Origin of the sequence: Chryseobacterium ginsengisoli (genome assembly GCF_039542325.1) — a bacterium.
GTDB lineage: Bacteria > Bacteroidota > Bacteroidia > Flavobacteriales > Weeksellaceae > Chryseobacterium > Chryseobacterium ginsengisoli.
This window is the reverse complement of sequence record NZ_BAABHX010000004.1, coordinates 338,324-360,338: the sequence shown is the minus strand read 5'-3', so window position 1 is coordinate 360,338 and position 22,015 is coordinate 338,324. Positions and strand designations below refer to the sequence as shown.

General features: G+C 33.0%; 21 protein-coding genes. 7 read left to right on the top strand and 14 right to left on the bottom strand.

All coding sequences use genetic code 11. From position 1 onward, the window contains the following. Positions 1 to 76: 76 nt before the first annotated feature. The 8 genes from ABD940_RS14980 to ABD940_RS14945 all read right to left on the bottom strand — a co-directional run bounded on the left by ABD940_RS14980 (position 77) and on the right by ABD940_RS14945 (position 8,226). A complete protein-coding gene (locus tag ABD940_RS14980) occupies positions 77 to 2,410 on the bottom strand; it encodes an ATP-dependent helicase (RefSeq protein ID WP_345205545.1) in 2,334 nt (777 codons plus the stop codon). Between the two features lie 437 nt (positions 2,411 to 2,847). Next, positions 2,848 to 3,603: a hypothetical protein gene (locus ABD940_RS14975; RefSeq protein ID WP_345205543.1), complete on the bottom strand. Its 756-nt coding sequence runs from the start codon at positions 3,601 to 3,603 to the stop codon at positions 2,848 to 2,850. Continuing rightward, on the bottom strand, positions 3,600 to 3,869 hold the full coding sequence (locus tag ABD940_RS14970) for a hypothetical protein (protein WP_345205540.1): 270 nt from the start codon (positions 3,867 to 3,869) through the stop codon (positions 3,600 to 3,602). Before ABD940_RS14970 ends, ABD940_RS14975 begins: the two co-directional genes overlap by 4 nt. Before the next feature lie 144 nt (positions 3,870 to 4,013). Next, complete coding sequence (locus tag ABD940_RS14965) at positions 4,014 to 5,003, bottom strand: hypothetical protein (protein WP_345205537.1); 990 nt, start codon at positions 5,001 to 5,003, stop codon at positions 4,014 to 4,016. Positions 5,004 to 5,015: 12 nt separating this feature from the next. Next, the gene (locus ABD940_RS14960; protein WP_345205535.1) at positions 5,016 to 5,414 is read right to left on the bottom strand and encodes a hypothetical protein; all 399 of its coding nucleotides are present in this window, start codon (positions 5,412 to 5,414) and stop codon (positions 5,016 to 5,018) included. A gap of 115 nt (positions 5,415 to 5,529) precedes the next feature. After that, a complete protein-coding gene (locus tag ABD940_RS14955; RefSeq protein WP_345205533.1) occupies positions 5,530 to 6,024 on the bottom strand; it encodes a DUF6705 family protein in 495 nt (164 codons plus the stop codon). 40 nt (positions 6,025 to 6,064) lie between these two features. Continuing rightward, positions 6,065 to 6,643, bottom strand: coding sequence for a DUF6705 family protein (locus ABD940_RS14950; protein WP_345205530.1), 579 nt, complete (start codon positions 6,641 to 6,643; stop codon positions 6,065 to 6,067). Positions 6,644 to 6,645: 2 nt separating this feature from the next. Next, entirely contained in the window at positions 6,646 to 8,226 is a 1,581-nt protein-coding gene (locus tag ABD940_RS14945; RefSeq protein WP_345205528.1) for a hypothetical protein, read from the bottom strand. A 182-nt stretch (positions 8,227 to 8,408) separates the two neighbouring features. On the opposite strand from ABD940_RS14945, the gene ABD940_RS14940 reads away from it, so the two are divergent. Continuing rightward, complete coding sequence (locus tag ABD940_RS14940) at positions 8,409 to 8,774, top strand: helix-turn-helix domain-containing protein (protein WP_345205525.1); 366 nt, start codon at positions 8,409 to 8,411, stop codon at positions 8,772 to 8,774. A 335-nt stretch (positions 8,775 to 9,109) separates the two neighbouring features. Here the strand turns inward: ABD940_RS14940 and ABD940_RS14935 are convergent, their stop codons facing one another. Both ABD940_RS14935 and ABD940_RS14930 read right to left on the bottom strand, forming a co-directional pair. Then, complete coding sequence (locus tag ABD940_RS14935; protein ID WP_345205522.1) at positions 9,110 to 9,478, bottom strand: response regulator transcription factor; 369 nt, start codon at positions 9,476 to 9,478, stop codon at positions 9,110 to 9,112. Positions 9,479 to 9,481: 3 nt separating this feature from the next. After that, the gene (locus tag ABD940_RS14930; RefSeq protein WP_345205519.1) at positions 9,482 to 11,335 is read right to left on the bottom strand and encodes a sensor histidine kinase; all 1,854 of its coding nucleotides are present in this window, start codon (positions 11,333 to 11,335) and stop codon (positions 9,482 to 9,484) included. Between the two features lie 181 nt (positions 11,336 to 11,516). Between ABD940_RS14930 and ABD940_RS14925 the strand changes: the two genes are divergently transcribed. From ABD940_RS14925 to secG, 3 genes are all read left to right on the top strand, one after another. Next, positions 11,517 to 12,830, top strand: a complete 1,314-nt coding sequence (locus ABD940_RS14925; protein WP_345205517.1) for a M16 family metallopeptidase — start codon at positions 11,517 to 11,519, stop codon at positions 12,828 to 12,830. Between the two features lie 54 nt (positions 12,831 to 12,884). Further along, positions 12,885 to 14,930, top strand: a complete 2,046-nt coding sequence (locus ABD940_RS14920) for a M16 family metallopeptidase (protein ID WP_345205514.1) — start codon at positions 12,885 to 12,887, stop codon at positions 14,928 to 14,930. 132 nt (positions 14,931 to 15,062) lie between these two features. Then, entirely contained in the window at positions 15,063 to 15,410 is a 348-nt protein-coding gene (secG, locus tag ABD940_RS14915; RefSeq protein ID WP_345205511.1) for a preprotein translocase subunit SecG, read from the top strand. 76 nt (positions 15,411 to 15,486) lie between these two features. On the opposite strand, the gene ABD940_RS14910 is transcribed toward secG, so the two are convergent. From ABD940_RS14910 to recR, 4 genes are read right to left on the bottom strand one after another with little or no spacing between them, the layout of a single operon-like run. Further along, positions 15,487 to 16,515, bottom strand: a complete 1,029-nt coding sequence (locus tag ABD940_RS14910; protein ID WP_345205508.1) for a WaaS/CpsH family glycosyltransferase — start codon at positions 16,513 to 16,515, stop codon at positions 15,487 to 15,489. After that, positions 16,512 to 17,642 (bottom strand): NAD-dependent epimerase/dehydratase family protein, encoded by a 1,131-nt coding sequence (locus tag ABD940_RS14905; protein ID WP_345205505.1) that lies wholly within the window; start codon positions 17,640 to 17,642, stop codon positions 16,512 to 16,514. The genes ABD940_RS14910 and ABD940_RS14905 overlap by 4 nt, the downstream gene beginning before the upstream one ends. 19 nt (positions 17,643 to 17,661) lie before the next feature. After that, positions 17,662 to 18,474, bottom strand: a complete 813-nt coding sequence (locus ABD940_RS14900; protein WP_345205503.1) for a glycosyltransferase family 2 protein — start codon at positions 18,472 to 18,474, stop codon at positions 17,662 to 17,664. 21 nt (positions 18,475 to 18,495) lie between these two features. Continuing rightward, complete coding sequence (gene recR / locus ABD940_RS14895) at positions 18,496 to 19,110, bottom strand: recombination mediator RecR (protein ID WP_345205500.1); 615 nt, start codon at positions 19,108 to 19,110, stop codon at positions 18,496 to 18,498. Positions 19,111 to 19,322: 212 nt separating this feature from the next. Here recR and ABD940_RS14890 point away from each other — a divergent pair, with 212 nt between their 5' ends. From ABD940_RS14890 to ABD940_RS14880, 3 genes are all read left to right on the top strand, one after another. Continuing rightward, entirely contained in the window at positions 19,323 to 19,928 is a 606-nt protein-coding gene (locus ABD940_RS14890) for an LURP-one-related family protein (RefSeq protein ID WP_345205498.1), read from the top strand. Positions 19,929 to 19,947: 19 nt separating this feature from the next. Continuing rightward, positions 19,948 to 20,439, top strand: coding sequence for a hypothetical protein (locus ABD940_RS14885; protein WP_345205496.1), 492 nt, complete (start codon positions 19,948 to 19,950; stop codon positions 20,437 to 20,439). A gap of 81 nt (positions 20,440 to 20,520) precedes the next feature. Further along, on the top strand, positions 20,521 to 21,966 hold the full coding sequence (locus ABD940_RS14880; protein ID WP_345205493.1) for an aminoacyl-histidine dipeptidase: 1,446 nt from the start codon (positions 20,521 to 20,523) through the stop codon (positions 21,964 to 21,966). Positions 21,967 to 22,015: the final 49 nt, after the last annotated feature.

The window sequence follows — 22,015 nt, the reverse complement described above, 5'->3', positions numbered from 1 at the left end:
ATTTCAGGGATTGAGATTTGTGAAATTTGTGGGAAATATTTTGAGATTGCTTCGTCGCTTTGCTCCTCGCAATGACCTAAATCTTCGTCAGTTTAGCATATTTTAAAATCAAATTCTTCTCGCCTTCATGCATGAAGATTACTTTTGCTTTAATATTTTGAGGATCGGTTCCGTCAAGGAAAGAAACTTCTCCGATTCCGAAACGGTCGTGTCTTACTTTATCTCCAACTTCAATATCCTGAGAAGAAGCTCCGCTTGGATTGATAATTTTTGCTGTAGCAACAGGTTTCAGTTTTCTTGGTTCAGCAATTGGTTTTGAGCCTTCTGCTCTTTCGATGGTTTTCTTTTCAACCCTTTTGAAGCCTTTCAGTTCAGAAGGATGTTCGTCGAAAATATTAGACTTAACTCCTGAATTATTAATAAAACGTTTTTCAATTGCCGGATTTACGAATTCAATAAATTGATCATCAATTTCGCTTAAGAATCTTGAAGGTTCTGCATCGGTAATTTTCCCCCACTGAAAACGGGAAATTGCATACGAGAAAAATGCCTGTTTTTCGGCTCTCGTTAAAGCAACATAGAACAAACGTCTTTCTTCCTCAAGATCTTCTCTGGTTGTAGAACTCATGAAACTTGGGAAAAGATTTTCTTCCAAACCAACCAAGTGAACAACCGGAAATTCCAATCCTTTTGACAAGTGAATCGTCATTAATGAAACCATTTCTTCCTCATCATCCTTATTTTGAGTATCTGCAGAAAGAGCAATATTTTCAAGGAAATTTGGTAAACTCGGATCTCCGTCTTCGATCTGCATTTGTTCTTCAATGAATCCCTGCATCGAGTTCATTAATTCCTGAACATTTTCTACACGTGAAATTCCTTCTGGAGTCTGGTCGTCTTTTAGAAATTTGATCAACCCGCTTCGTTTCGCAACTTCCATCGCAACGCTGTAAGCTGTTTCTGTTTTAAGCAATACCTGAAACGCTTTGATCATTGACCAAAAGTCATTCAATTTATTCAAAACTCCATTATTGAAGCCTAATTGCGGAGCGTACATCGGAAGATTGTCCAAAACTTTTGAAACCGCAACATTATGAGAATCTGCAAAAACGATCAGTTTATTCTGAGTAGTTTCTCCAATTCCTCTAGTCGGATAATTGATAATTCTCATCAATGCTTCCGAGTCATTTTCATTGACCAACAATCGAAGATAAGCGATTAAATCTTTCACCTCTTTCCTTTGGTAGAAAGACAGACCTCCGTAAACTTTGTACGGAATATTTTTACGTCTCAAAGCATCTTCAAAAGCTCGTGTCTGAGAGTTTGTTCTGTATAAAATGGCAAAATCGCTGTATTTTCTCTGTTCCCTGTTTCTTGTTTCCCAGATGTTTCCGGCTACGAAATTGGCTTCATCTGCATCGGAAAGTGAACGATAAACTTTAATTTTCTCCCCTTCTTCATTTTCACTGAAGACATTTTTCTTGAATTGCTGAAGGTTTTTTGCGATTACTGCATTTGCTGCATTTACAATATTTTGTGTTGAACGGTAATTCTGTTCCAAAGAAACTGTAATTGCGTCCGGATAATCTTTTTTGAAGTTTAAAATATTATAGATATTCGCGCCACGGAAAGAGTAAATCGACTGTGCATCGTCTCCTACTACGCAAATATTTTCAAATTTTGAAGCTAATGCTTTTACAATTAGATACTGCGAATGGTTTGTATCTTGGTACTCATCTACCAAAATATATCTGAATCTGTCCTGATATTTTGCTAAAACTTCCGGAAAACGTGTTAATAATTCATTGGTTTTTAACAATAAATCATCAAAATCCATCGCTCCGTTTTTGAAACATTGTTCTACATATTTCTGATAAATCTGCCCGATGAATTTCATGTTGGCTTTTTCATCGGCTTCCATTAATTCGGGATTGTTGAAATATGCTTTTACAGTAATCAGGTTATTTTTGTAAGTCGAAATTCTTGACTGAACTTTTTTAGGCTTATAAAGATCAGCGTCGATATTCATGTCTTTGATCACTTTTCGGATAACATTCAGGGTATCTTGCTGATCGTAAATGGTAAAATTGGACGGATAGCCCAAATAATGTCCTTCACTTCTCAGTATTCTTGCAAAAACAGAGTGAAAAGTTCCCATCCAAAGACTTCTCGCATTGCTTTGTCCAACTACTTTTGCAATACGTTCTTTCATTTCTTTTGCTGCCTTATTGGTAAAGGTCAACGCCAAAATATTGAAAGGGTCTACTCCATTCGTGATCAAATGAGCGATACGCATCGTAAGAACACGCGTCTTTCCGGAACCCGCTCCCGCAAGAACCATCAATGGTCCCTGTAATGTGGTAACGGCTTCAAATTGTGATTCATTCAGTCCTTTCAAATAATCCTCCATGCTGCAAAAAATTTTGGGAATACAAAATTAGTGTATTATAAGGAGAATTCAAATTTTGAAAAATATCTTCATAAAAAAGAGGCTATCTATTTTGATAGCCTCCTATGAAAACAACTAATTATTTATTGTCATTAAGGTTTCTTCTGAAACTTTATATTCACCTTTTGATATATAAATAACTTTAGTAGCAACTCCAGTATTATATAAATCTCCAACTATTTGACAGAAAGCTAACCCAGAAGTAAGATTATAATTCTCTTTTTCATAGCTGTAAAAAATTGTAGGAAACTACAGCTTAAGTTATTTTACTGTTTTATCAGATAATAAATTCCCTTATTTATTTCAAACTGTTTTAAATAATTCAAAGTATCTAATTGTGCTTTACTCTGAATGATAAAGAGCAAAACATAAAATAGAAATATTTTGAAGACTTTTCCTTAGCGATATACTTTGATGTCCGATATTATTTCATCCCGTAATAGTAGGATCTCTTTTGTTCCTAAAGTATTTTTATCTAACAGTAATTTATTATTCAATGGGTTTTTCCATATAATTTGAATTGAATCTTTATTACGTTTATCTTTATCGAAAACTTTTCCATAATTTAGAAAAAAGGTTGTTTTATATATTTTTCCAGATTCATTATGATCCTGCTTGTATTCAGTAAAATATACAGGCTTAATATTACATAAAAAATCTTCAAATCTTTTGCCTATATAATTCTTTTTATTATCAAAGAGATATTTTGTAAATTCTCTTGGAATCTTTTTGAACCCACAGTGCAAGAATCCAAAAGAAACCGCTTGATTTTGAACAGAAATATCTTTAATTATAATCTTTTCTAAAAATGATTTCTCTTCTTCTGTAAAATCTGAAACTTCTAACCATTTTTTATTTGTAAAAAACAGTGGAGTAGTAACTATAGAATTTTCCCATTCTATATTCATGCTCATAAAGGTCTTTGTATTTTTTGAAAAACCAAAGCTTGAAGCATAATAACAACCATTATTATCTAAACTCGATATTACTATTTTATATTTTAGCTTACTTAATAATTTAGCAAATGGTTTTCCAATATATTTGCCTTTATTTACTTCAAACTGTTTTAAATAATTCAAAGTATCTAATTGTGCTTTACTTTTAATTATAAAAAGCAAAGTACAAAATAGAAATATTTTAGAAAACCATTTCATCTTCGATATACCTGTATATCTTTCACTATTTTAGAATCAAAAAAAGATTCTTCATCTTTAGTAAAATAGTTATTATTTTTTTCCTCAAGAGAGCGATATCCTGAATCTCTGTAGTGCAGAGATTCTTCCCAAGTAATGGAGAGACAGCCTGCATTATCAGGATCAAAAGGACACCTTTTGTTAAAACAAAAAATTGTTGCACTCACTAACTTTACAATTCCATGTATAGGTCTTTTCCTCATCATGCTTGGCTTAGCAAATTTCATCTCATTAGCAATTTAGAAAAAGGTTGCCCTATATAATTTGCTTTATTAATTTCAACGGTCTTTACATAGGTAAACTTGTGCATTTATTTAAAGGAAGATGATATTATTAATAAAAATAAAATTATCATTTTCATATTAATCTTGTTATTCTAATTTGAAATTTTTATATCTTTCATTTATTATCTCTATTTTTAGTTTTACCAAATCATCAACATAAGTTCCCATGAGTGGTATTGCTTTACGGCTTTTAATTTTATAATATGGAGGTTCATATTCCTGTTCATTAGGTCTAAACGGGTCATTATTCAAAGTATCAATTTTTAAAGAGTTATCAAATTCAATATATTGAGCTTTAATAGATTTCTTTTTACTAGCCTTATCAAATTTGTATGGATCACCTGGGCTTGCCCATTTTCCGTCTTTAGTTTTGTATACGTCAAAGTATTGATCCGATTCATGATATAGTTTCCCGCAAGATTCTCCTACAAAAAGTAAGACTGTATTATATTTACTGAAACGAGGACTTCCATAATGATCATAAGTAGAAAAAGATATAGTATCTTTTGGATAATGCCCATAAATTTGTTGTTCTATCTTATAAACACTTTTGTATTCCGCACTTAATGGAATGATATCACAATAATATGGATCATCCTGCATATTTACAGAAATTTTTTTCGCAACAAAAATATAATAATTAGCAGGCTTACTCTGTTCACAATCTACTTTGTAGCTACAACGTTCAGGTTTCAGTTCTACTTTTATTTTATGTTTTATAATATCTACTACTTCATATTTTTGCGTGAAATGTCTGCTACTGTAAAAATATAGAGTGTCAGAAAGTTTTGCTTTTATCTCATAATTTCCATTTTTATCAACATTTGTATACAATTCAGCATTTTCAAGTAATTTAGTATAGCTATTTTTTTCTCTCCATTTTTTCCTCTTTCCTTTCATTTCTTTTAGAAACTCCATATGTTTTTTCAGTGTATCATTAACTACAATTCTTACAGATCTATAATCTTTTGTTGTGTCTCTAGCAATCCCTCGAATGATTATTTTTTGAGATTTATAAAATGTAGATATAATAATACATAAGAATAAAATAATCTTAAATACTATATGACGGATCATAATTATTTTCATTTAATTAGTTACATATATGGATATATTTTTTATAATCTTATTTCCATAATAACTTCTCTCATCATTAGTAAAATAGAAATGATTTTTATTTTCATAATATTCTGTTTCTGTTGCAGGAAGTGGAGTTTCCCAAGTAATAATCATATTCACTGTTCCGATATTAAATTCATCAGCTGCATTGCTAAATTTTATTAAAGAATAGCGAGGTTGATTTGTACATAATGATTTAGGTTGTAATAAATTCATTTCGTTAAGTAACTTTGAAAAAGGTTGTCCAATATAATTGGCTTTATTAGTTTCAAAATTTTTTACATAAGCCAATGTATCAGAAACCTGTGCATTTACTTTCGAAAAAGGAAATATTGTTAATATAATTAAGATCTTTATAATTGTTTTCATATTTGTGTAAAAAGGCTGTAGTTTTCGCTACAGCCTAAATTATTTTATTGCTTCATCAAATAATAAAAACCTCCAGGAATTATGGGATCACATGCCTGATACATATCATGAGGTTTCATTTTGAATATTTGTATAGCGGTTGTCCATTTAAAGTTAATACCCTTAAATAAATATTACTAAAACAATCATTTTCTTTAATAGATAATTTCACATAATTGTTATCAGTTGTATATTGATCAAATGGACTCAATGTTGGTTCTCCAATCCAATTACCTGAAATAGGATATTTTATAGGGTCACTTTGAATAATATTTAAATTATTAATAACTTCAACACCATTTTTTTTATATTGAAAACCTCCGATAATACAATCTTGAAAATACTGCCAAATCGGAAATTTTATCTTTTTAACTAATATTATTTTAAAATAAGATGTTCCATCATCATATACCCAAGTTCCTTCATAGGGGTTAAATTTATCACCAATATCTTTATAATAAGTATTGGGAGTGTTTGTGGGATAAGTATTATGTAAATCAATAATAGCTTGGCAGGATGTTAAACTTGAAATTAACATTCTTAAAGCTAAAATTGTAATTATGATTTTCATGGCTTTAAAAAGCTGTAGTTTTTGCTACAGCCTGTACTATTTATTGCTTCTTTAGATAATAAAAACCTCCCGGAATTACAGGATTACAATCTTGTGGTTGTTCAAATGGTTTTCCTTTGTCAATCTGTATAGTAGGTTGTCCGTTTAGTGTTAATGTTCTTACACTCATATGGCTAATACATCCATTTTCTATTACAGATAATCTTATTCGTGTATTATCAGATGTATATTGATGGAAAGGCGTTATTGGAGAATTAGAATAAAATTTTCCTCTTATTGAATAATCTCTTACATCAGCTAAATTAGTATTTAGTGTATTAAGAGTATTAATGATATCAATTCCACTTTTTTTATATTGGAATGCTCCGATAATGTAATCTTCATAATGAGTCCCAATAGGTGCTTTTACTTTTTTTATCAATACTATTTTTATATAGGATGTTCCATTATCATACACCCAAGTTCCTTGATAAGGATTAAATTTATCCCCGATATCTTTGTAATAGGTATCGGGAGTATTTATTGGATAACTATTATCATGTATGTCAACAATTGTTTGGCAGGATGCTAAACTTGAAAGTAATATCATTAAAGCGGTAAATAAGTGTATTTTTTTCATAATTATTCGCAAGGTGTTTCGGTTATTGTATTTCCATCTGTAGTTAGCTTCATCCATTTGTTGGTTGTTTTATTAAATCGGTATAAGGATAATCCAAAGTTACCATATTTCTGTAAAAATCTCTTTTCTAACTCTGTAGGATTATCATTTAATCCTTCGTAATATAAGTCATCTTCTTCCATTAGTAAGTCCCTCTTATTATCTTCTGTTTTACCAATCAAATCAGGGCGGTTATACAGATCTCCAAGTTTTGTATTGAGTTCATCTTTATTATCAGTCGCAATAGCATATAAATTGGCTGTAGTATAATCAGTTGGACTTAGATGATTGGCACAGACAGTAATGTTGTACGCAACAGCACTTATAGGGAATATATCTCTTTGACAGATACTCAGCCATTTAATGTCTCCTAAAGAAGGTATTCTTATCCCATCCTTTGGATGATTATGTGCATTTCCTTTTATAAATTCTCCTGTTGCTGCTACAGAACTGAATGAATCTCCCTCTCGCAAATTTGTTGTATAATCATAGTTTTGCGTTATATCATTATATTTTCTCTCAATTTCCTGAGTAAATTCTTTCTTATCTAAAAGTGTTTTTGGCTTCAATACATCTATTGCATTTTTTACAGTAGAATTTTCAATCATTTTTTGCAAGGTTTCACAGGGAGATTGTGGAGGCAGCAATTCTTCGTCTGTCACATTATCATTTTCATTACATTGTTGCGATATCCTGTAAAATACTGTTCCAGACAACGTACACGGATCTTTCGGAGGTTGAGGTCCTGGAGCTCCGCCTCCGCCATCACCACCTCCCGATGTGTTGGGAATCTGTGGCGTTGCATCACCATCCGGAACACTTATTACCACATCATAACATATATTCACATGGCATTTTTCCATGCAATTATCACATGAGCCTTCCCCATGATGAGAGCATTGCCAATAGACTCCACAGGATTGAAGCCATATCATTTTTCCGTTCTGCTGTGCGGTAGCCGTGGAAGTGGTGAAATTTTTAATTCGTATTCTTCCGTATTCATTATTATACTTCTTGCCGACAAAAAGATCTTTCGGGATATTGGTGAAATCTTCATTCCCAAAAGTCTTATTATCCATATACATAAAAGTATAAAACATCTGCTCCCGAAAATCCTTATCTATTTTTTCACTGTAGACAATATTTTCCAACAATTTATTGTCATAATCTTTCACGCCGATTATAGAATTTTCATCATCTAGTGTAGCAAAAAGCACAGAGCTCATCGTTTCGTTATCATCTGAAAGCGGAATCATCAATCCTGTTGCAGTTTCAGTATCTACAACCTGCATCTTATCCCAGATCGGCATTCCTTTTTGGTCAGGCATAGTGGTGAGGAAATCGTTTTCACGGTTATACTCTTCGAGAATGCTCACATAATCTACTCCTGATTTTGCAGTAGCGGAAGATACATGTTTAAAGAAATTGGCATTGTTTCTTTGAGGTTCAGCTTCGCCTTTGGCAAAGTCTTCATTGTGACACGACCATAGCAAGGTCAGAAAGACTGTCAGTATAGACAGCCACGAAATTAATTTTTTCGTCATGATCATTTTGTTTTTTATAAATTAAATAATAAATCTTTTTATATATAGATGTAGTATTTTGTCTTTAGGTTGGAAAAGATTTAAAAAAAATTTCAATCTATATATGAACAGGGACAAAACTATTATTTATTTTTGCTCAACATCATCAATATTTTAATATTTTTGATTAAAATTTTAATATTATGAGTTTAGGAACTAAAGTGAGACAATTTAGAGAAGCAAAAAGATTATCCCAAGACGATCTAGCTTTGCGTTTAGATGTTACACAGAGTACGATTTCAAATATAGAATCGGATAAAAGTATTCCTAATTCTCTGTTGTTAAAAAAAATTGCTGATGAATTGGAAGTTGATGTAAACAATTTATATGATGATAGAATTACAAATATTAGCAATATTGAGAAGAATGATGGTATTGTGAATACTGGAAGTGGTACTGTAAATATGCAATCGCCTGAATTAATAGAAAGTATACTAAAAAACCAAGAACAAATGGCAAAATTAATGGAATCCCAAAATAAATTAATTGAAGCTCTTCTAAAAAAATAAGCAGAACCTGTTTAGGTTTGCGTTTTCTCAGAGTGAGAAATTGCCATCCTAGATAAGTTCTCACCGTATCACTATTAGAAAGTCTAAACCTAAAAGAAGGGAAATCGTCTCAAGCTGAGAAACCTTCCAACAAAATAGATTTACCCTGTCTCAGATTGAGAAAGCTTAAATCTAAAATAAAAAACACGATAGTAAACTAATATCTTTCGGAAAACTTATAGAGTAATACGAAGAAAGAATAAAAGAAAAGGACGAACAAATCGCCTATTGAAAAAAAAAAGCAGAAGGAAAATAATAATAATAATAATAATCCTTCTGCTTTTTTATAAATTGATTTATTTTATATAAGATCTCATACGGGAAATCATATCTTCCATATCGAAAGGTTTAGCGATGAAATCGTTTGCACCTGCATCCAATGCAGACTGTTCAAGACCGCGGCTTGCAGACATTATCACAACAGGAATATCACGAAGGCTTTCATCGGCTCTTATAGTTCGGCAAATATCTCTTCCGTCTTCTCCGGAAAGCCACATATCCATCAAAATAACATCAGGTTTAGCCTCCGGATTTAGTGCATTGAGCATATCTGATCCTTTATAGAACTTAGATACTGTTAATCCTTCAAGCTCCATCATCATTTCGATAGAATCAACAATGGCAGGACTGTCATCCAGGACTAAGATTTGTGTAGAAGTAGACATGTATTATATTTTAATTTTAGGTATTTCGAAGCAAAAATCAGACCCATTTCCTTCTATAGAGTTAACATAAATTTTTCCGCCGGATCTTTTTATGATTTCTGATGAGATATAAAGTCCCAATCCTAATCCCGGAAAAGTATGTTCTTTTGTACCACTCACACGATAATATTGCTCAAAAACTTTATGCTGTTTGTCGGATGGAATTCCGATTCCGAAATCTTTTACACTGAATTTAATCGTATTATCTTTTAATTCTGTAGAGACGAGGATTTCATCTGCATCGGGAGAATATTTAATAGCATTACTTATCAAATTACTAATTACCTGAGAAATTCTGTGTCGGTCTGCAGTTATATTTCCGATATGATGTTTATCAAAAAGAATTTTATGTCTTGCCGTCATTTGCTGTTCTGCAATGACTTCTTCCACAAGCTGATCAAAATCAAAATCTGACTCATTAAGCTGAATTTTACCATTTTGAATTTTCGTAACATCCAGTAAATCATTAATTAGCTCTGTAAGTTTATCAATTTGATAATTCATTCTTTTTGCCACTTCTGCATTTTTCGAATCTCCTTGCTTGTTAAGATTCAATTCAATAAACTGAGTGTACAATTTCAAGCTGGTAAGTGGAGTTTTCAGCTCATGGCTTGCAATTCCTAGAAAATTATCTTTTTGGGTCTGTAACTGTTTAAAATCATCAATATCTGTAAAAGTTCCGATCCAGCGGTTTATTTCTCCGTTTTCATCATAATTGGCAACTGCTCTTCCTAAAAACCACCTGTAAACTTCAGGATTTTGAGGATCTAAAAATTCATATTCAACTTCAAATGGTTTTCCCGAATGAACACTTTCTTCCCAAATTCTTAAAATATTAGGATAGACTTCAGGTTTGATGATTTTTCGAATTTGTTCATTGGCGTCTTCATCTTTATTGAATCCCATGTATTTGTACCAACTCTCATTCATGTAAGTGATCTTACCGTTTTTGTCGCAAGTCCAGACAAACTGAGGCATAGAATCCGCAAGATCCTTATATTTTTTTTCGCTTTCCTGAATCTTCTTTCCTGCTATGATCTGATCCGTAACATTAATGGCTGTATTATAGATAGCATATACTTCACCGGAAGAATTTTTCAGAGGTTTGTAAGAAAAATTATAATAAAAAGTCTGCAGTTTTCCGTCTACAAAAAGATTCACCTGATCTTCAGTTGCGGTATATGTTTTTCCTGTTTTAAATATATCTTTTAAAATTCCGATAAATGGCTGTCCTTCCAGTTCAGGAAGCGCATCTTCCAGTTTCATTCCGATTACAGAAGCGTCTTTACCCCAGGTTTTCAGCATCGGTTCGTTGGCCAATTCCACATAAAGATCTTCTGAACGGTAAATAGCAATACAATAATCCGACTTTTTAATAAGGTCTTCAAAACGATATTCGCTTTCCTTTAGTTTTTGTTCTGAAATTACCTGATCCGTAACTTCTGTAGCTACAACACTTACTCCGATAATCTTTTTATCATCATTATAAACAGGTGCATAGATAAAATTGAAAAAATGCTCTTCATAATTTCCGTATTTATCTAAAAAAACCGGCCATTTATTTCCATTGAAAATTTCGCCTTTTCTGTAAACATCATTTAATATTTCAAAAAGACCCTGCGATTTTATTTCAGGAAGTGCGTCATACAAAGACATTCCGATTACAGAATCACCTCTTCCCCAAAGATCAAGAATCTGTTGATTTGCATTGGTAATGATAAAATCATCTCCCATAAGCAATGACATGGCAACCGGAGCCTGACTGAATAAAGTAGAGAGAGATTCCGGAGAAATATTGGGGTCTAAAAAATTTTTCATTGTTACAATGCTTTCTTGTTTACAAAATTAATCCTTATTCTAAATCTTATTAAAATTTTTAATACCACGTTTTTAAAACATTATGTTTAATTAAAAAACTTTTCCTGAATGTAATATTTTATTTTGAGAATGTAACAATTGATGTAATTTTGGCACTAATTGACAAAACAATTTCTACTTTATGAAAAAGCGACTTCTTTCTGTTGCTGCAGCGGCTTTCTTCGGAATGGCTCTTAATGCACAACAAATTAAATTCGAAGAGTATGACTTACCAAACGGTCTTCACGTAATTCTTCATCAGGACAATTCTGCGCCGGTTGTAACGACAGGTGTAATGTATCACGTAGGTGCAAAAGATGAAGTAAAAGGAAGAACAGGTTTCGCTCACTTCTTCGAGCATCTTTTATTTGAAGGAACACCAAACATCAAAAGAGGTGACTGGTTCAAGATAGTTTCTTCAAACGGAGGACAAAACAACGCTAACACGACAAATGACAGAACGTATTATTACGAAACTTTCCCATCGAACAACGAACAGTTGGGTCTTTGGATGGAAGCTGAAAGAATGCGTCACGCGGTAATCAACCAAGTTGGTGTAGATACTCAAAGAGAGGTTGTAAAAGAAGAAAAAAGATTGAGAATGGATAACCAGCCTTATGGAAATCTTTTCACAACAATTCAGAAAAACTTATTTACAAATCACCCATACAACTGGCCTACAATCGGTTCTATGGAAGATTTGAACTCTGCGAAATTAGAAGAATTCCAGGCTTTTTATAAAAAATATTACGTTCCGAATAATGCTACTTTGGTAGTTGCAGGAGATATCAAACCTGAAGAAACTAAAAAATGGATCGAAACTTATTACGGAAGCATTCCAAAAGGAACAGTTTATCCTAAAGATTTCCCGAAAGATGCTCCTATCACTCAGGAAAAAGAAGTTACGGCAACTGACCCGAACATCCAGCTTCCAGCTTACATTTTCGCGTACAGAACTCCGGGTAACAAAGAGAAAGATGCTTACGTTTTAGATATGCTTTCTTCTTATTTAAGTAATGGTAAATCTTCAGTTTTATACAAAAAATTAGTTGATCAGGATAAAAAAGCGCTTCAGGTAGCTGCTTTCAACCAAGGTCTTGAAGATTACAGTATTTTCGCATTCTTCGCAATCCCGATGGGACAGACTACAAAACAAGCTTTACAATCTGACATCGATGCTGAAATTAAAAAACTTCAGACTACTTTAATTTCTGAAGACGATTATCAGAAACTACAAAATCAATACGAAAACCAGTTTGTAAACGCAAACTCAAGCATCCAGGGAATTGCAGCTTCATTAGCTACAAACCATGTATTGATGGGTAACACGAATTTGATCAATAAAGAAATCGACATTTACAGAGGAATCACAAGACAGGATCTTCAAAATGCGGCTAAAAAGTATCTTAATTCCAACCAAAGAATAATCATTAATTACGTACCTGAGAAAAAGTAATCTACTAAACTTTTTAGGTTTAAAAAATGATTATTAAAAATTTAATTTTTACAAATGAAAAAGCAATTAACATATATAGCTGCAGCGTTTTTATTCGCGGGAACGATTTCAGCACAAAAAATAGATCTTAATGCAATGCCAAAGCCGGGACCAACTCCTGCAATCAACATTGCTAAGCCAAAGACTTTCCAACTAAGCAACGGTCTTACGGTAATGGTTGTGGAAAACAACAAATTGCCAAGAGTAAGTGCAAGTCTTTCTATGGACAGAGCGCCATACAACGAAGGTACTGTAACAGGGGTAAGCGAAATTATGGCGGAACAGTTCGAAAACGGAACGACAAACATGAGCAAAGATGATTTCAACAAAAAAGTTGATTATCTTGGAGCTAATCTTAATTTCTCTTCAAACGGAGCTTCTGCAAATTCACTTTCAAAATATTTCCCTCAGGTTTTAGGTTTAATGGCTGATGCGATTATCAATCCTAAATTTTCTGCTGATGAGATCCAAAACTCTAAAGAAAGAGCTATCGAAGGATTAAAATCTGACGAAAAAAATGCTTCTTCTATCGCAGGAAAAGTTTCTAACGCTTTGATGTACGGAAAAAATACTTCAAGAGGAGAATTTGAAACAGTTGAATCTATCAACAAAATTCAGTTAGCCGACGTTCAAAATACTTACAAAAAATATTACGCTCCGGACAATGCTTATTTGGTAATCGTTGGAGACGTGAAATTTGATCAGGTAAAACCTTTGATCGAAAAAGCATTTAACGGTTGGAAAAAAGCAAACACGCCAATTACACCACTAGAACCTGCTGCAAACGTTGCTAAAACTGAAATCAACGTGGTTGATGTACCTTCTGCTGTACAGTCTGTTGTTTCCCTGAACAACCTGAACACGCTGAAAATGAAAGATGCAAACTACTTCCCTGCAACAATCGCCAACTACATTCTTGGAGGTGGTGGTGAAGCAAGACTTTTCATGAATCTTCGTGAGAAAAACGGTTTCACTTACGGTGCTTATTCAAACATGAGCTCAAGCAAATATTCTCCGCAATTTTCTGCTAGTGCAAGTGTAAGAAATGAGGTTACTGATAAAGCTGTTAAGGAATTCATGAACGAACTTAACGCTATTTCTACAGTAAAACCTGAAGAACTAGAAAATGCTAAAGCTAAGTTGAAAGGATCTTTCATCATGTCTTTGGAGCAGCCTGCAACGATTGCAAGATTTGCTTTAAACCAAAAAGTTCAGGATCTTCCAGCTGATTTTTACACAAACTACTTAAAATCTATTGATAAAGTAACTGCTGCTGACGTTTCTAACGCTGTAAAAGCTACAATTTTACCAAACCAAAGCAGAATTTTCATCGCTGGTAAGGCTTCTGATATTTCTGAAGGATTGGAAAAATTGGGTTACCCTGTAAAATATTTCGATAAAGAAGCAAATCCTGTAGCAAAACCAACTGTACAGAAAGTTGATGCGGGTGTAACAGTAGCTTCTATCGCAGATAAATATATTAATGCGATCGGAGGAAAAGCTAATTTGGCTAAAATTACTTCTTATACCACGAACGCTTCAATGTCTATGCAAGGGCAAACTATTGATTTCAAAATCACTAAAGCTCAAGGTGGTAAAGAATCGACGACTGTAACGATGATGGGAAATGTAATGCAGAAGCAGGTATTTGACGGAAAAACAGGTTATTCTGAACAAATGGGCAAAAAGGTTGATATGAAGCCTGAGCAAATTGCTGAAAAACTTAAGAATACTGAACTTTTCGAAGAACTTGGTTTTGCAAAATCAGCTAATTATACATTAGGCGGAATTGAAAAAATAGGAGGTGAAGATTCTTACGTTGTAAAAGGAGGTGATACTACTTATTATTACAGCGTAAAAACAGGACTTAAAACAGGAGAAACAAGAACCGTAAAAGCTCAGGGACAGACTATGACTATTCCTACAACATTCTCGGATTATAAAGATGTAAGCGGTGTGAAAATGCCATATTCAATCTCTGTAAACCAAATGGGAATGGATATGACCATGACTGTAAAATCTTACGAAGTAAATCAGGCTAAAGATTCTGATTTTAAATAAAACATTCTATTTCTATAGAAAAAACGGCAACAATTGTTGCCGTTTTTATTTTTATTAACATTTGACAAGATCTTTCTTTGCTATTCGATAAAAAAAGATTAAATTTGCCCATTCAAAAAGATATCAAAATTAATGGATACTATATTTATACTCTTGATGGTTCTTATTATGATTGCTAGTGTTTTATTAGTAATCGTTGTTATGGCTCAAAACCCAAAAGGTGGAGGTCTTTCAAGCACATTTGGAGGTGCATCTTCTGCACAGTTTGGTGTACAGAGAACCAATGACTTCATGGAAAAAGCAACATGGACTCTTGGCGGAACAATTATTGTTCTTATCCTTTTAAGCGTTGTATTAACAGGGAAACCAACACAAGCTGCTCCGGTACAGGTACCAACTCAGAAAGAAGCTCCGGCTAAGCAATCTTCAGCTCCGGCTTCTAAAGCTACTCCGGCTCAGACTCCTGCGCCAACTAAATAAGCAAATAATATTTTTACATAATGAAAGCAACTCAATTGAGTTGCTTTTTTATTTTAATTAAGTCAAAAAATTGATTTTAATTTTCTCTGAAAGAATTCCAGTAATCGTCCTGATCGTGGTCGAAAATACATTCTATAAAAGAATCCAGAGACATTTTATATAACACATCTTTATCCATTTCTTTAAAATCAGTGTTAAAAAAATCAGGATCTACCTGAATATTCTCTCTGTCTATAACCAAAATATTATTCGGACAGTAAAAAGGATAATTTTTAATATCAGAATTGGTTGTAATCAACTTTCTTCCTGAAGCCAAAACTTCGAAAGTTCTTATCGTCAAACCATTTTGAAAAGGCTTATTAATATCTAATACAGATTTTGTTTTTTTATAAAAATCTATGATTTGCTGATGATTCAATTTATCAAAACTGACTTTATTGATATCGAATTGTTTTAGATTTTTATCGATAATCTTTTTTAATCTAAAAGCAATTCTTCCCATCGCATAATAATAAAAGTACGATTTTAGATTAAGTTTATCTGCGATCGTTCGGATATTTTCACCTACAATGTATCGGTCCGTATGTGCACTTCCGATAAAAACAATATCATAATCCGGATGGGAATTTTGTTTCAGATCTTTGTATTCATCAAGATAAAACAGCGGTCTGAAACCTATATTAAACTTAACTGAATCATTATATTCGAAAGTAAATTTTTTATCGAAATATTTTAAATTAGAAATAAGATTCGGATATTCCGTCAATGGATCAAAATTATAATAGATCATCTCCATTTCAGGGTTGTTTTCCTTTATTTTTTCAAGAAAAAAAGTAGGAATGGCTTCTCCTTTGATCAGAAAGAAATAATCGTATTTTTTGCCTTTAATTTCATCTAAAATATGATTGTAGTAGTTGTTTATTTTTAAATGGTAAAAACCTTTATTCAGGCGGATAATTCCTTTGGAAAGATTGGAATTGGAAGGTCTTTCATCATAAAAATCCACTTCAGCTCCAATCTCAGAAAGTCTTTTTGCTATGGCTTTCTCATATTTAAAAAAACTGACTGACAGAAAAAGAATTTTTTTGTCTTTTAAACTAATCATTTTAAAAGCCCTTTTACTTTCATTTCGTCCAAAGATTCTTTGAATTTCACGTCTTGAATATTCTGTTGCAATACCCAATTCGTAAACTTCGACATTCCTTCTTCGAAAGATATTTTCGGCTGAAATTTCAATTTAGATTTGATCTTGCTGATATCTGCAAAATTGTGTCTGATGTCTCCCAAACGAAATTGTCCTGAAACATTTATTTCAAAATCTATATCATAAAATTTTCTCAGATTTTCAGCTACAGTCGTAACCGAAGTTGAAACTCCCGTTCCTACGTTGAAAATTTCACCGTTTGCCGCTTCATTTTCAATACATTTTATAGTAGCTTCTACTGCATCATCGACGTGAATAAAATCTCTGGATTCATTTCCGTCTTCAAAAACATTAATATTATTTCCATTAAGAATCTGTGATGAAAAAATGGATAAAATTCCCGTGTATGGATTCAGTAAAGACTGACCTTCGCCGTAAACGTTCTGAAATCTTACCGCTACAGGAGCAACTCCCATTGAAGAACAAGCGGTCATTACCATCTGTTCCTGCGTATATTTTGTAATTCCGTAGATGGAAGTCGGATGTATTTTCGATTCTTCATCTGTAGGCAAAGCGCGAAGCATCTGTCCGTCCGGGTAAATGATTTCAAAGTTACCGTTTCGCATTTCTTCAACATTTCTTGGTCTGGGAAAAATCAATCCTAACTCAGGATGCAGATATTTTCCTTCACCATATACAGCTCTCGAAGATGCAATGATTACTTTTTTTACATTATGTGGCTTATTTACCAAAAGATCCAGCATTTTTGCTGTCCCTGAAACATTCACTTCTGTATATTTTTCGATCTGGTACATGGATTGTCCGGTTCCTGTCTCTGCCGCAAAATGCACAATTACTTCCTGCCCTTCAATTACTTTTTCCCAGTCTTCAAAATTAACAACATCCCCTTTAATGAAATTAACTTTACCTAAAATACTCTTATATAGTGGCGAATCCTCCTCAGGATTTTCACCGTGAATCTGAGAAGAAAGATTATCTAAAACCGTAACTTCATACCCCTTCTTCTTAAGTTCTAAAGACAACTTACTTCCAATAAATCCGGCTCCTCCTGTGATGAGTATTTTCATGCTAATATTTGTGAAATAATTATTTTTTTGTTTTGTTTAAATTATAATAAAAAGTTCGGAACAGCAAAAGTAAATATTTTGCTCTGTAAAAAAGTCTAAATGAAGCATATTGCAAATAATTTATTTCTTTCAAAGCATACATTTCTCTGAGATTTTTCTCAAAACCTTTCGCCATCTCCGGAAGATTTGCCGACAATCCGGAAACTCCAAAACTCCTTTTTCCCTTTCCCACAATCACAAGACTTTCGCTTAAGATATACATTTTGTTCTTTAATGATACTTTCATCCAATAGTTTACATCTTCTGCATATCTTTGGTTATCATCAAAATACCCTGTGTTCTCAAGAACTTTCTTCCTAAACATTACTGTTGAAGGCTGTGCTTCGTTTCTGATCAGAAGTTTTCTAAAAGTGATCTCTGCAAGTCCGTTTTTTATCTGATATGGAAATAAAATTTTATTATTATTTCTTGCTGTCGCCAAAAAGTCTATTTGCAGACTATTATTTTCAAAATAATGTATTTGTTTTTCGATTTTCGCTGAATTCCATTCGTCATCTGCGTCCAGTAAAGCAATATAATTACCTTTTGCAATCTTCAGACCTGTATTTCTGGCCTTTGAAACTCCTCCATTTTTCTGATGCAGCATTACAATATTCATCAGAGGATTTTCTTTGATATAATTTTCTACAATCGCAGAACTTTCGTCTGTAGAACCATCATTCACAATGATAATCTCAAATTCTTCCTGAGGAAAAGTCTGGCGTTTTACAGAATCTAAAGTCAGAACAATAGATTGTGAAGCGTTATACATTGGAATAATTACGGAAATCATGATTGGATTAAATTGAAAAATTTAAGAACTTCCTTCATTATAAGGCAATCTATTCATAATCGATCTTCCCAAAGAAATCTCATCCGCATATTCGAGTTCATCTCCTACTGAAATGCCTCTTGCAATGCTGGAAAAATTCACATTAAATCCTTTAAATTTTTTATAAATATAATATGCCGTTGTATCTCCTTCCATCGTCGCACTCAGAGCAAAAATAAACTCTTTTACCTTTCCGTCATTCAATTTCTTTTCAATACTTGGAATGTTCAGCTGATTGGGTCCTACTCCTTCCATCGGAGAAATCTTTCCGCCTAAAATTAAATATTTCCCTGTGTATTTTCCCGTATTTTCAATAGCAATCACGTCACGAACATCTTCAACAATACAAATTACCTCATCATTTCTTTTTTCATTACTGCAAATTTCACAAATTTCAAAATCGGAGAAATTATGACAATCTTTACAGTATTTTATTTCATTAACAAGATTAATCAGGGAATTTCCAAGGCTTGTTGCTCTGGAATTGGGCTGTTTCAATAAATGTAATGCTAATCGCAAAGCTGTTTTTCTTCCAATACCGGGTAATCCTGCAATTTCATCCACCGCTTTTGCCAAAACTTTACTTGGGTAATCCATAGAACAAAAATAACGATAATAGTTGAAAAAATGAGAGAATTATAGATGTTCGATTTTTACTTATAAAAGAATTGAAAATTCATCATTGAAGCAAAATTTTCAGTTATCATTAGCAAAAAAATAACATTCAGAATCCCATATCAACCATTCAAAAGTCTAAAAAAATCTTATCTTTGAGAATCTAAATATTAACTTGAAAAAATAAAAACTAAATGGCACTTAACAATTTAAATTATCCACTGGATTTTAAATTTAAGATTTCAACATTGGCAAGTGATTTCAATATCACTGATAGAAATGGTAATTATGTAGCTTACGTTCGTCAGAAGATGTTCAAATTGAAAGAAGATGTAATCGTTTTCAATGACGAGAGCAAATCCAAAGAACTTTTCAGAATTAAAGCCAACAAATGGATCGACTTTAATTCTTCATATTCTTTAACAGAAGTTGCAACAGGAAGAAGTTTCGGAAGACTTGCCAGAAAAGGGATGCGTTCTATCTGGAAAGCAAGCTATGATGTTTTGGATGGAAACGATCAGGCAAAATTCAAAATCCAGGAAGATAATGCATGGGTGAGATTTTTCGACGGAATGGTTGGCGAAATCCCTGTTATCGGAATGTTTACAGGATATTTTTTAAATCCGACTTACACAGTTTCTGGAATTGACGGAAAAGCCTATTTCAAACTAAAAAAAATGCCGTCTTTCTTCGGAAGAAGATTTCAGCTTGACAGATTAGTTGACATAAATGATGATGATGAAAGTGCAGTAATCCTTTCATTATTGATGATGACGCTCCTTGAAAGAGCAAGAGGATAAATAAATTAACCCACAAACAATGAAATATTTAATCATTTTCTTTTTTGCAATCCTGTTGGTTTCCTGTAAAAAAGAGCAGCAGACAGTTCAAAATCCGACATCAGCAGATTCTGTAAAAGTAATTCAGGATTCTGTGGCTATCGATACTTCTTCAGGAAAAATTTCAGTTGAAGAATTTCCTTTTCCAAAAGAGATTAAGGAATGTTCATGTTATTTTGCGAAAAATAAGGCTGATTTTGAAAACGAAAAATATATTTATGCCGATGATGCAGGAAAAATGGCTTATATGAAACTGGACGGAAAAAGATTGGCAATGAATCTGATTTCCTCAAGCGACATGGAAGTTGATGAGGAACTGAGCAAAGAAATCGAAAGTGATAATTATAAAATTTCTGTAAAAGGCAAGAAAATAAAAGGCGAAGAAGCTTTATTATTTCAAGGGACAATTACCATCGAAAAACCGGACGGGACAGTTGAAACACTGCCTATTTACGGTGAATGTGGGTGTTAAAAATCCAATTAAAACAATAAAAAAATGCTTCTGATTTACGGAAGCATTTTTTATTTCGTAATTTTGATAAAAATAAATTTCATGGAATTATCTAATATAGAACCGCAGATTATCTGGAAAAACTTTTCCAAGTTAAACGCTGTTCCAAGACCATCAAAAAAAGAAGAAAAAGTAATTGCTTTCATCAAAGAATTTGGTGAAAACTTAGGTTTGGAAACTAAAGTTGATGAAGTAGGAAATGTGATTATCAAAAAACCGGCAACTGCGGGAATGGAAAACCGTAAATCTGTTGTTTTACAATCGCATTTAGACATGGTTTGCCAAAAAAACAATGATGTAAATTTTGATTTCGAAACAGAAGGAATTAAAATGGAAATCGACGGAGACTGGGTAAAAGCAAAAGGAACAACTTTGGGAGCTGATAACGGTTTGGGAGTTGCAACGATTATGTCGATTCTTGAAAGTTCAGATATTCCTCACCCTGATTTGGAAGCGCTTTTTACGATTGATGAAGAAACCGGAATGACAGGAGCTTTAGGTTTAAAACCAGGACAATTAACAGGACAAATTTTATTAAATCTTGATACTGAAGAAGACGATGAAATCGATATCGGTTGCGCAGGAGGAATTGATGTTACGATCTCTCAAAGCTATGAAACCGAAGCTGCAAACGGACAAATTGTAAGGTTTGAAGTTAAGGGCTTACAAGGTGGTCATTCAGGAATGGATATCCATAAAGGTTTCGGGAATGCAAATATCATTTTGGGAAGATTATTTTATAAGGCTTTAGAAAAAGAAAATATTCAGTTGATTTCTATTGACGGAGGCGGATTGAGAAATGCAATTCCAAGAGAAGGTGTTGCGATTGCTTCCGTGAGAAATGCTCAGGAATTCATCGAAGAATTAACGAATGGGCTTAAAAAAGAAATTCTGGAAGAATTTGCAACTGTTGAACCTAATCTTCAAATCAATATTGAAAATGCTACTTCTTCCGAAAAAGCAATTTCTGAAGCAGATTCCAAGAAAATTATTTTGACTTTAAAATCTCTTCACAACGGAGTTTACAGAATGAGTCCCGATGTAAAAGATTTGGTAGAATCATCAAACAACGTAGCAAGAGTTGAATTAAGAGAGGGAGAATTGAAAATTTTAAACCTTTCAAGATCTTCTGTAGAATCATCTAAAGATTCTGTTGCAGAACAGTTGAAATCTGTTGCAGAATTAGCAGGAATGAATACTGTTTTCAGTGGTTCTTACCCAGGATGGAAACCAAAACCAGGTTCTGAAATTGTTCAGTTGATGGAGAAAATCTACACTGAAAAGTTCAATGAAAAACCTCACGTTGTAGCTTGTCATGCAGGTTTGGAATGCGGAATTATCGGAGCCAATTACCCTGAAATGGAAATGGTAAGTTTCGGACCGACAATTCGTGGAGCTCACTCTCCGGATGAAAAAGCGAATATTCCTTCTGCACAGAAATTCTGGGCTTTTACGAAAGATATTTTAGCGAATATTCCTCAAAAATAAAATTGTAAAATTGCTATATTGAATATCCAAAGTCGCTTTGATTTTGGAT

What these genes read in the sequence shown, in the direction of transcription:
- ABD940_RS14980 (WP_345205545.1), bottom strand. Translation starts at nt 2,410, where the DNA reads ATGGAGGATTATTTGAAAGGACTGAATGAATCACAATTTGAAGCCGTT.
- ABD940_RS14975 (WP_345205543.1), bottom strand. Translation starts at nt 3,603, where the DNA reads ATGAAATGGTTTTCTAAAATATTTCTATTTTGTACTTTGCTTTTTATA.
- ABD940_RS14970 (WP_345205540.1), bottom strand. Translation starts at nt 3,869, where the DNA reads ATGAAATTTGCTAAGCCAAGCATGATGAGGAAAAGACCTATACATGGA.
- ABD940_RS14965 (WP_345205537.1), bottom strand. Translation starts at nt 5,003, where the DNA reads ATGATCCGTCATATAGTATTTAAGATTATTTTATTCTTATGTATTATT.
- ABD940_RS14960 (WP_345205535.1), bottom strand. Translation starts at nt 5,414, where the DNA reads ATGAAAACAATTATAAAGATCTTAATTATATTAACAATATTTCCTTTT.
- ABD940_RS14955 (WP_345205533.1), bottom strand. Translation starts at nt 6,024, where the DNA reads ATGAAAATCATAATTACAATTTTAGCTTTAAGAATGTTAATTTCAAGT.
- ABD940_RS14950 (WP_345205530.1), bottom strand. Translation starts at nt 6,643, where the DNA reads ATGAAAAAAATACACTTATTTACCGCTTTAATGATATTACTTTCAAGT.
- ABD940_RS14945 (WP_345205528.1), bottom strand. Translation starts at nt 8,226, where the DNA reads ATGACGAAAAAATTAATTTCGTGGCTGTCTATACTGACAGTCTTTCTG.
- ABD940_RS14940 (WP_345205525.1), top strand. Translation starts at nt 8,409, where the DNA reads ATGAGTTTAGGAACTAAAGTGAGACAATTTAGAGAAGCAAAAAGATTA.
- ABD940_RS14935 (WP_345205522.1), bottom strand. Translation starts at nt 9,478, where the DNA reads ATGTCTACTTCTACACAAATCTTAGTCCTGGATGACAGTCCTGCCATT.
- ABD940_RS14930 (WP_345205519.1), bottom strand. Translation starts at nt 11,335, where the DNA reads ATGAAAAATTTTTTAGACCCCAATATTTCTCCGGAATCTCTCTCTACT.
- ABD940_RS14925 (WP_345205517.1), top strand. Translation starts at nt 11,517, where the DNA reads ATGAAAAAGCGACTTCTTTCTGTTGCTGCAGCGGCTTTCTTCGGAATG.
- ABD940_RS14920 (WP_345205514.1), top strand. Translation starts at nt 12,885, where the DNA reads ATGAAAAAGCAATTAACATATATAGCTGCAGCGTTTTTATTCGCGGGA.
- secG (WP_345205511.1), top strand. Translation starts at nt 15,063, where the DNA reads ATGGATACTATATTTATACTCTTGATGGTTCTTATTATGATTGCTAGT.
- ABD940_RS14910 (WP_345205508.1), bottom strand. Translation starts at nt 16,515, where the DNA reads ATGATTAGTTTAAAAGACAAAAAAATTCTTTTTCTGTCAGTCAGTTTT.
- ABD940_RS14905 (WP_345205505.1), bottom strand. Translation starts at nt 17,642, where the DNA reads ATGAAAATACTCATCACAGGAGGAGCCGGATTTATTGGAAGTAAGTTG.
- ABD940_RS14900 (WP_345205503.1), bottom strand. Translation starts at nt 18,474, where the DNA reads ATGATTTCCGTAATTATTCCAATGTATAACGCTTCACAATCTATTGTT.
- recR (WP_345205500.1), bottom strand. Translation starts at nt 19,110, where the DNA reads ATGGATTACCCAAGTAAAGTTTTGGCAAAAGCGGTGGATGAAATTGCA.
- ABD940_RS14890 (WP_345205498.1), top strand. Translation starts at nt 19,323, where the DNA reads ATGGCACTTAACAATTTAAATTATCCACTGGATTTTAAATTTAAGATT.
- ABD940_RS14885 (WP_345205496.1), top strand. Translation starts at nt 19,948, where the DNA reads ATGAAATATTTAATCATTTTCTTTTTTGCAATCCTGTTGGTTTCCTGT.
- ABD940_RS14880 (WP_345205493.1), top strand. Translation starts at nt 20,521, where the DNA reads ATGGAATTATCTAATATAGAACCGCAGATTATCTGGAAAAACTTTTCC.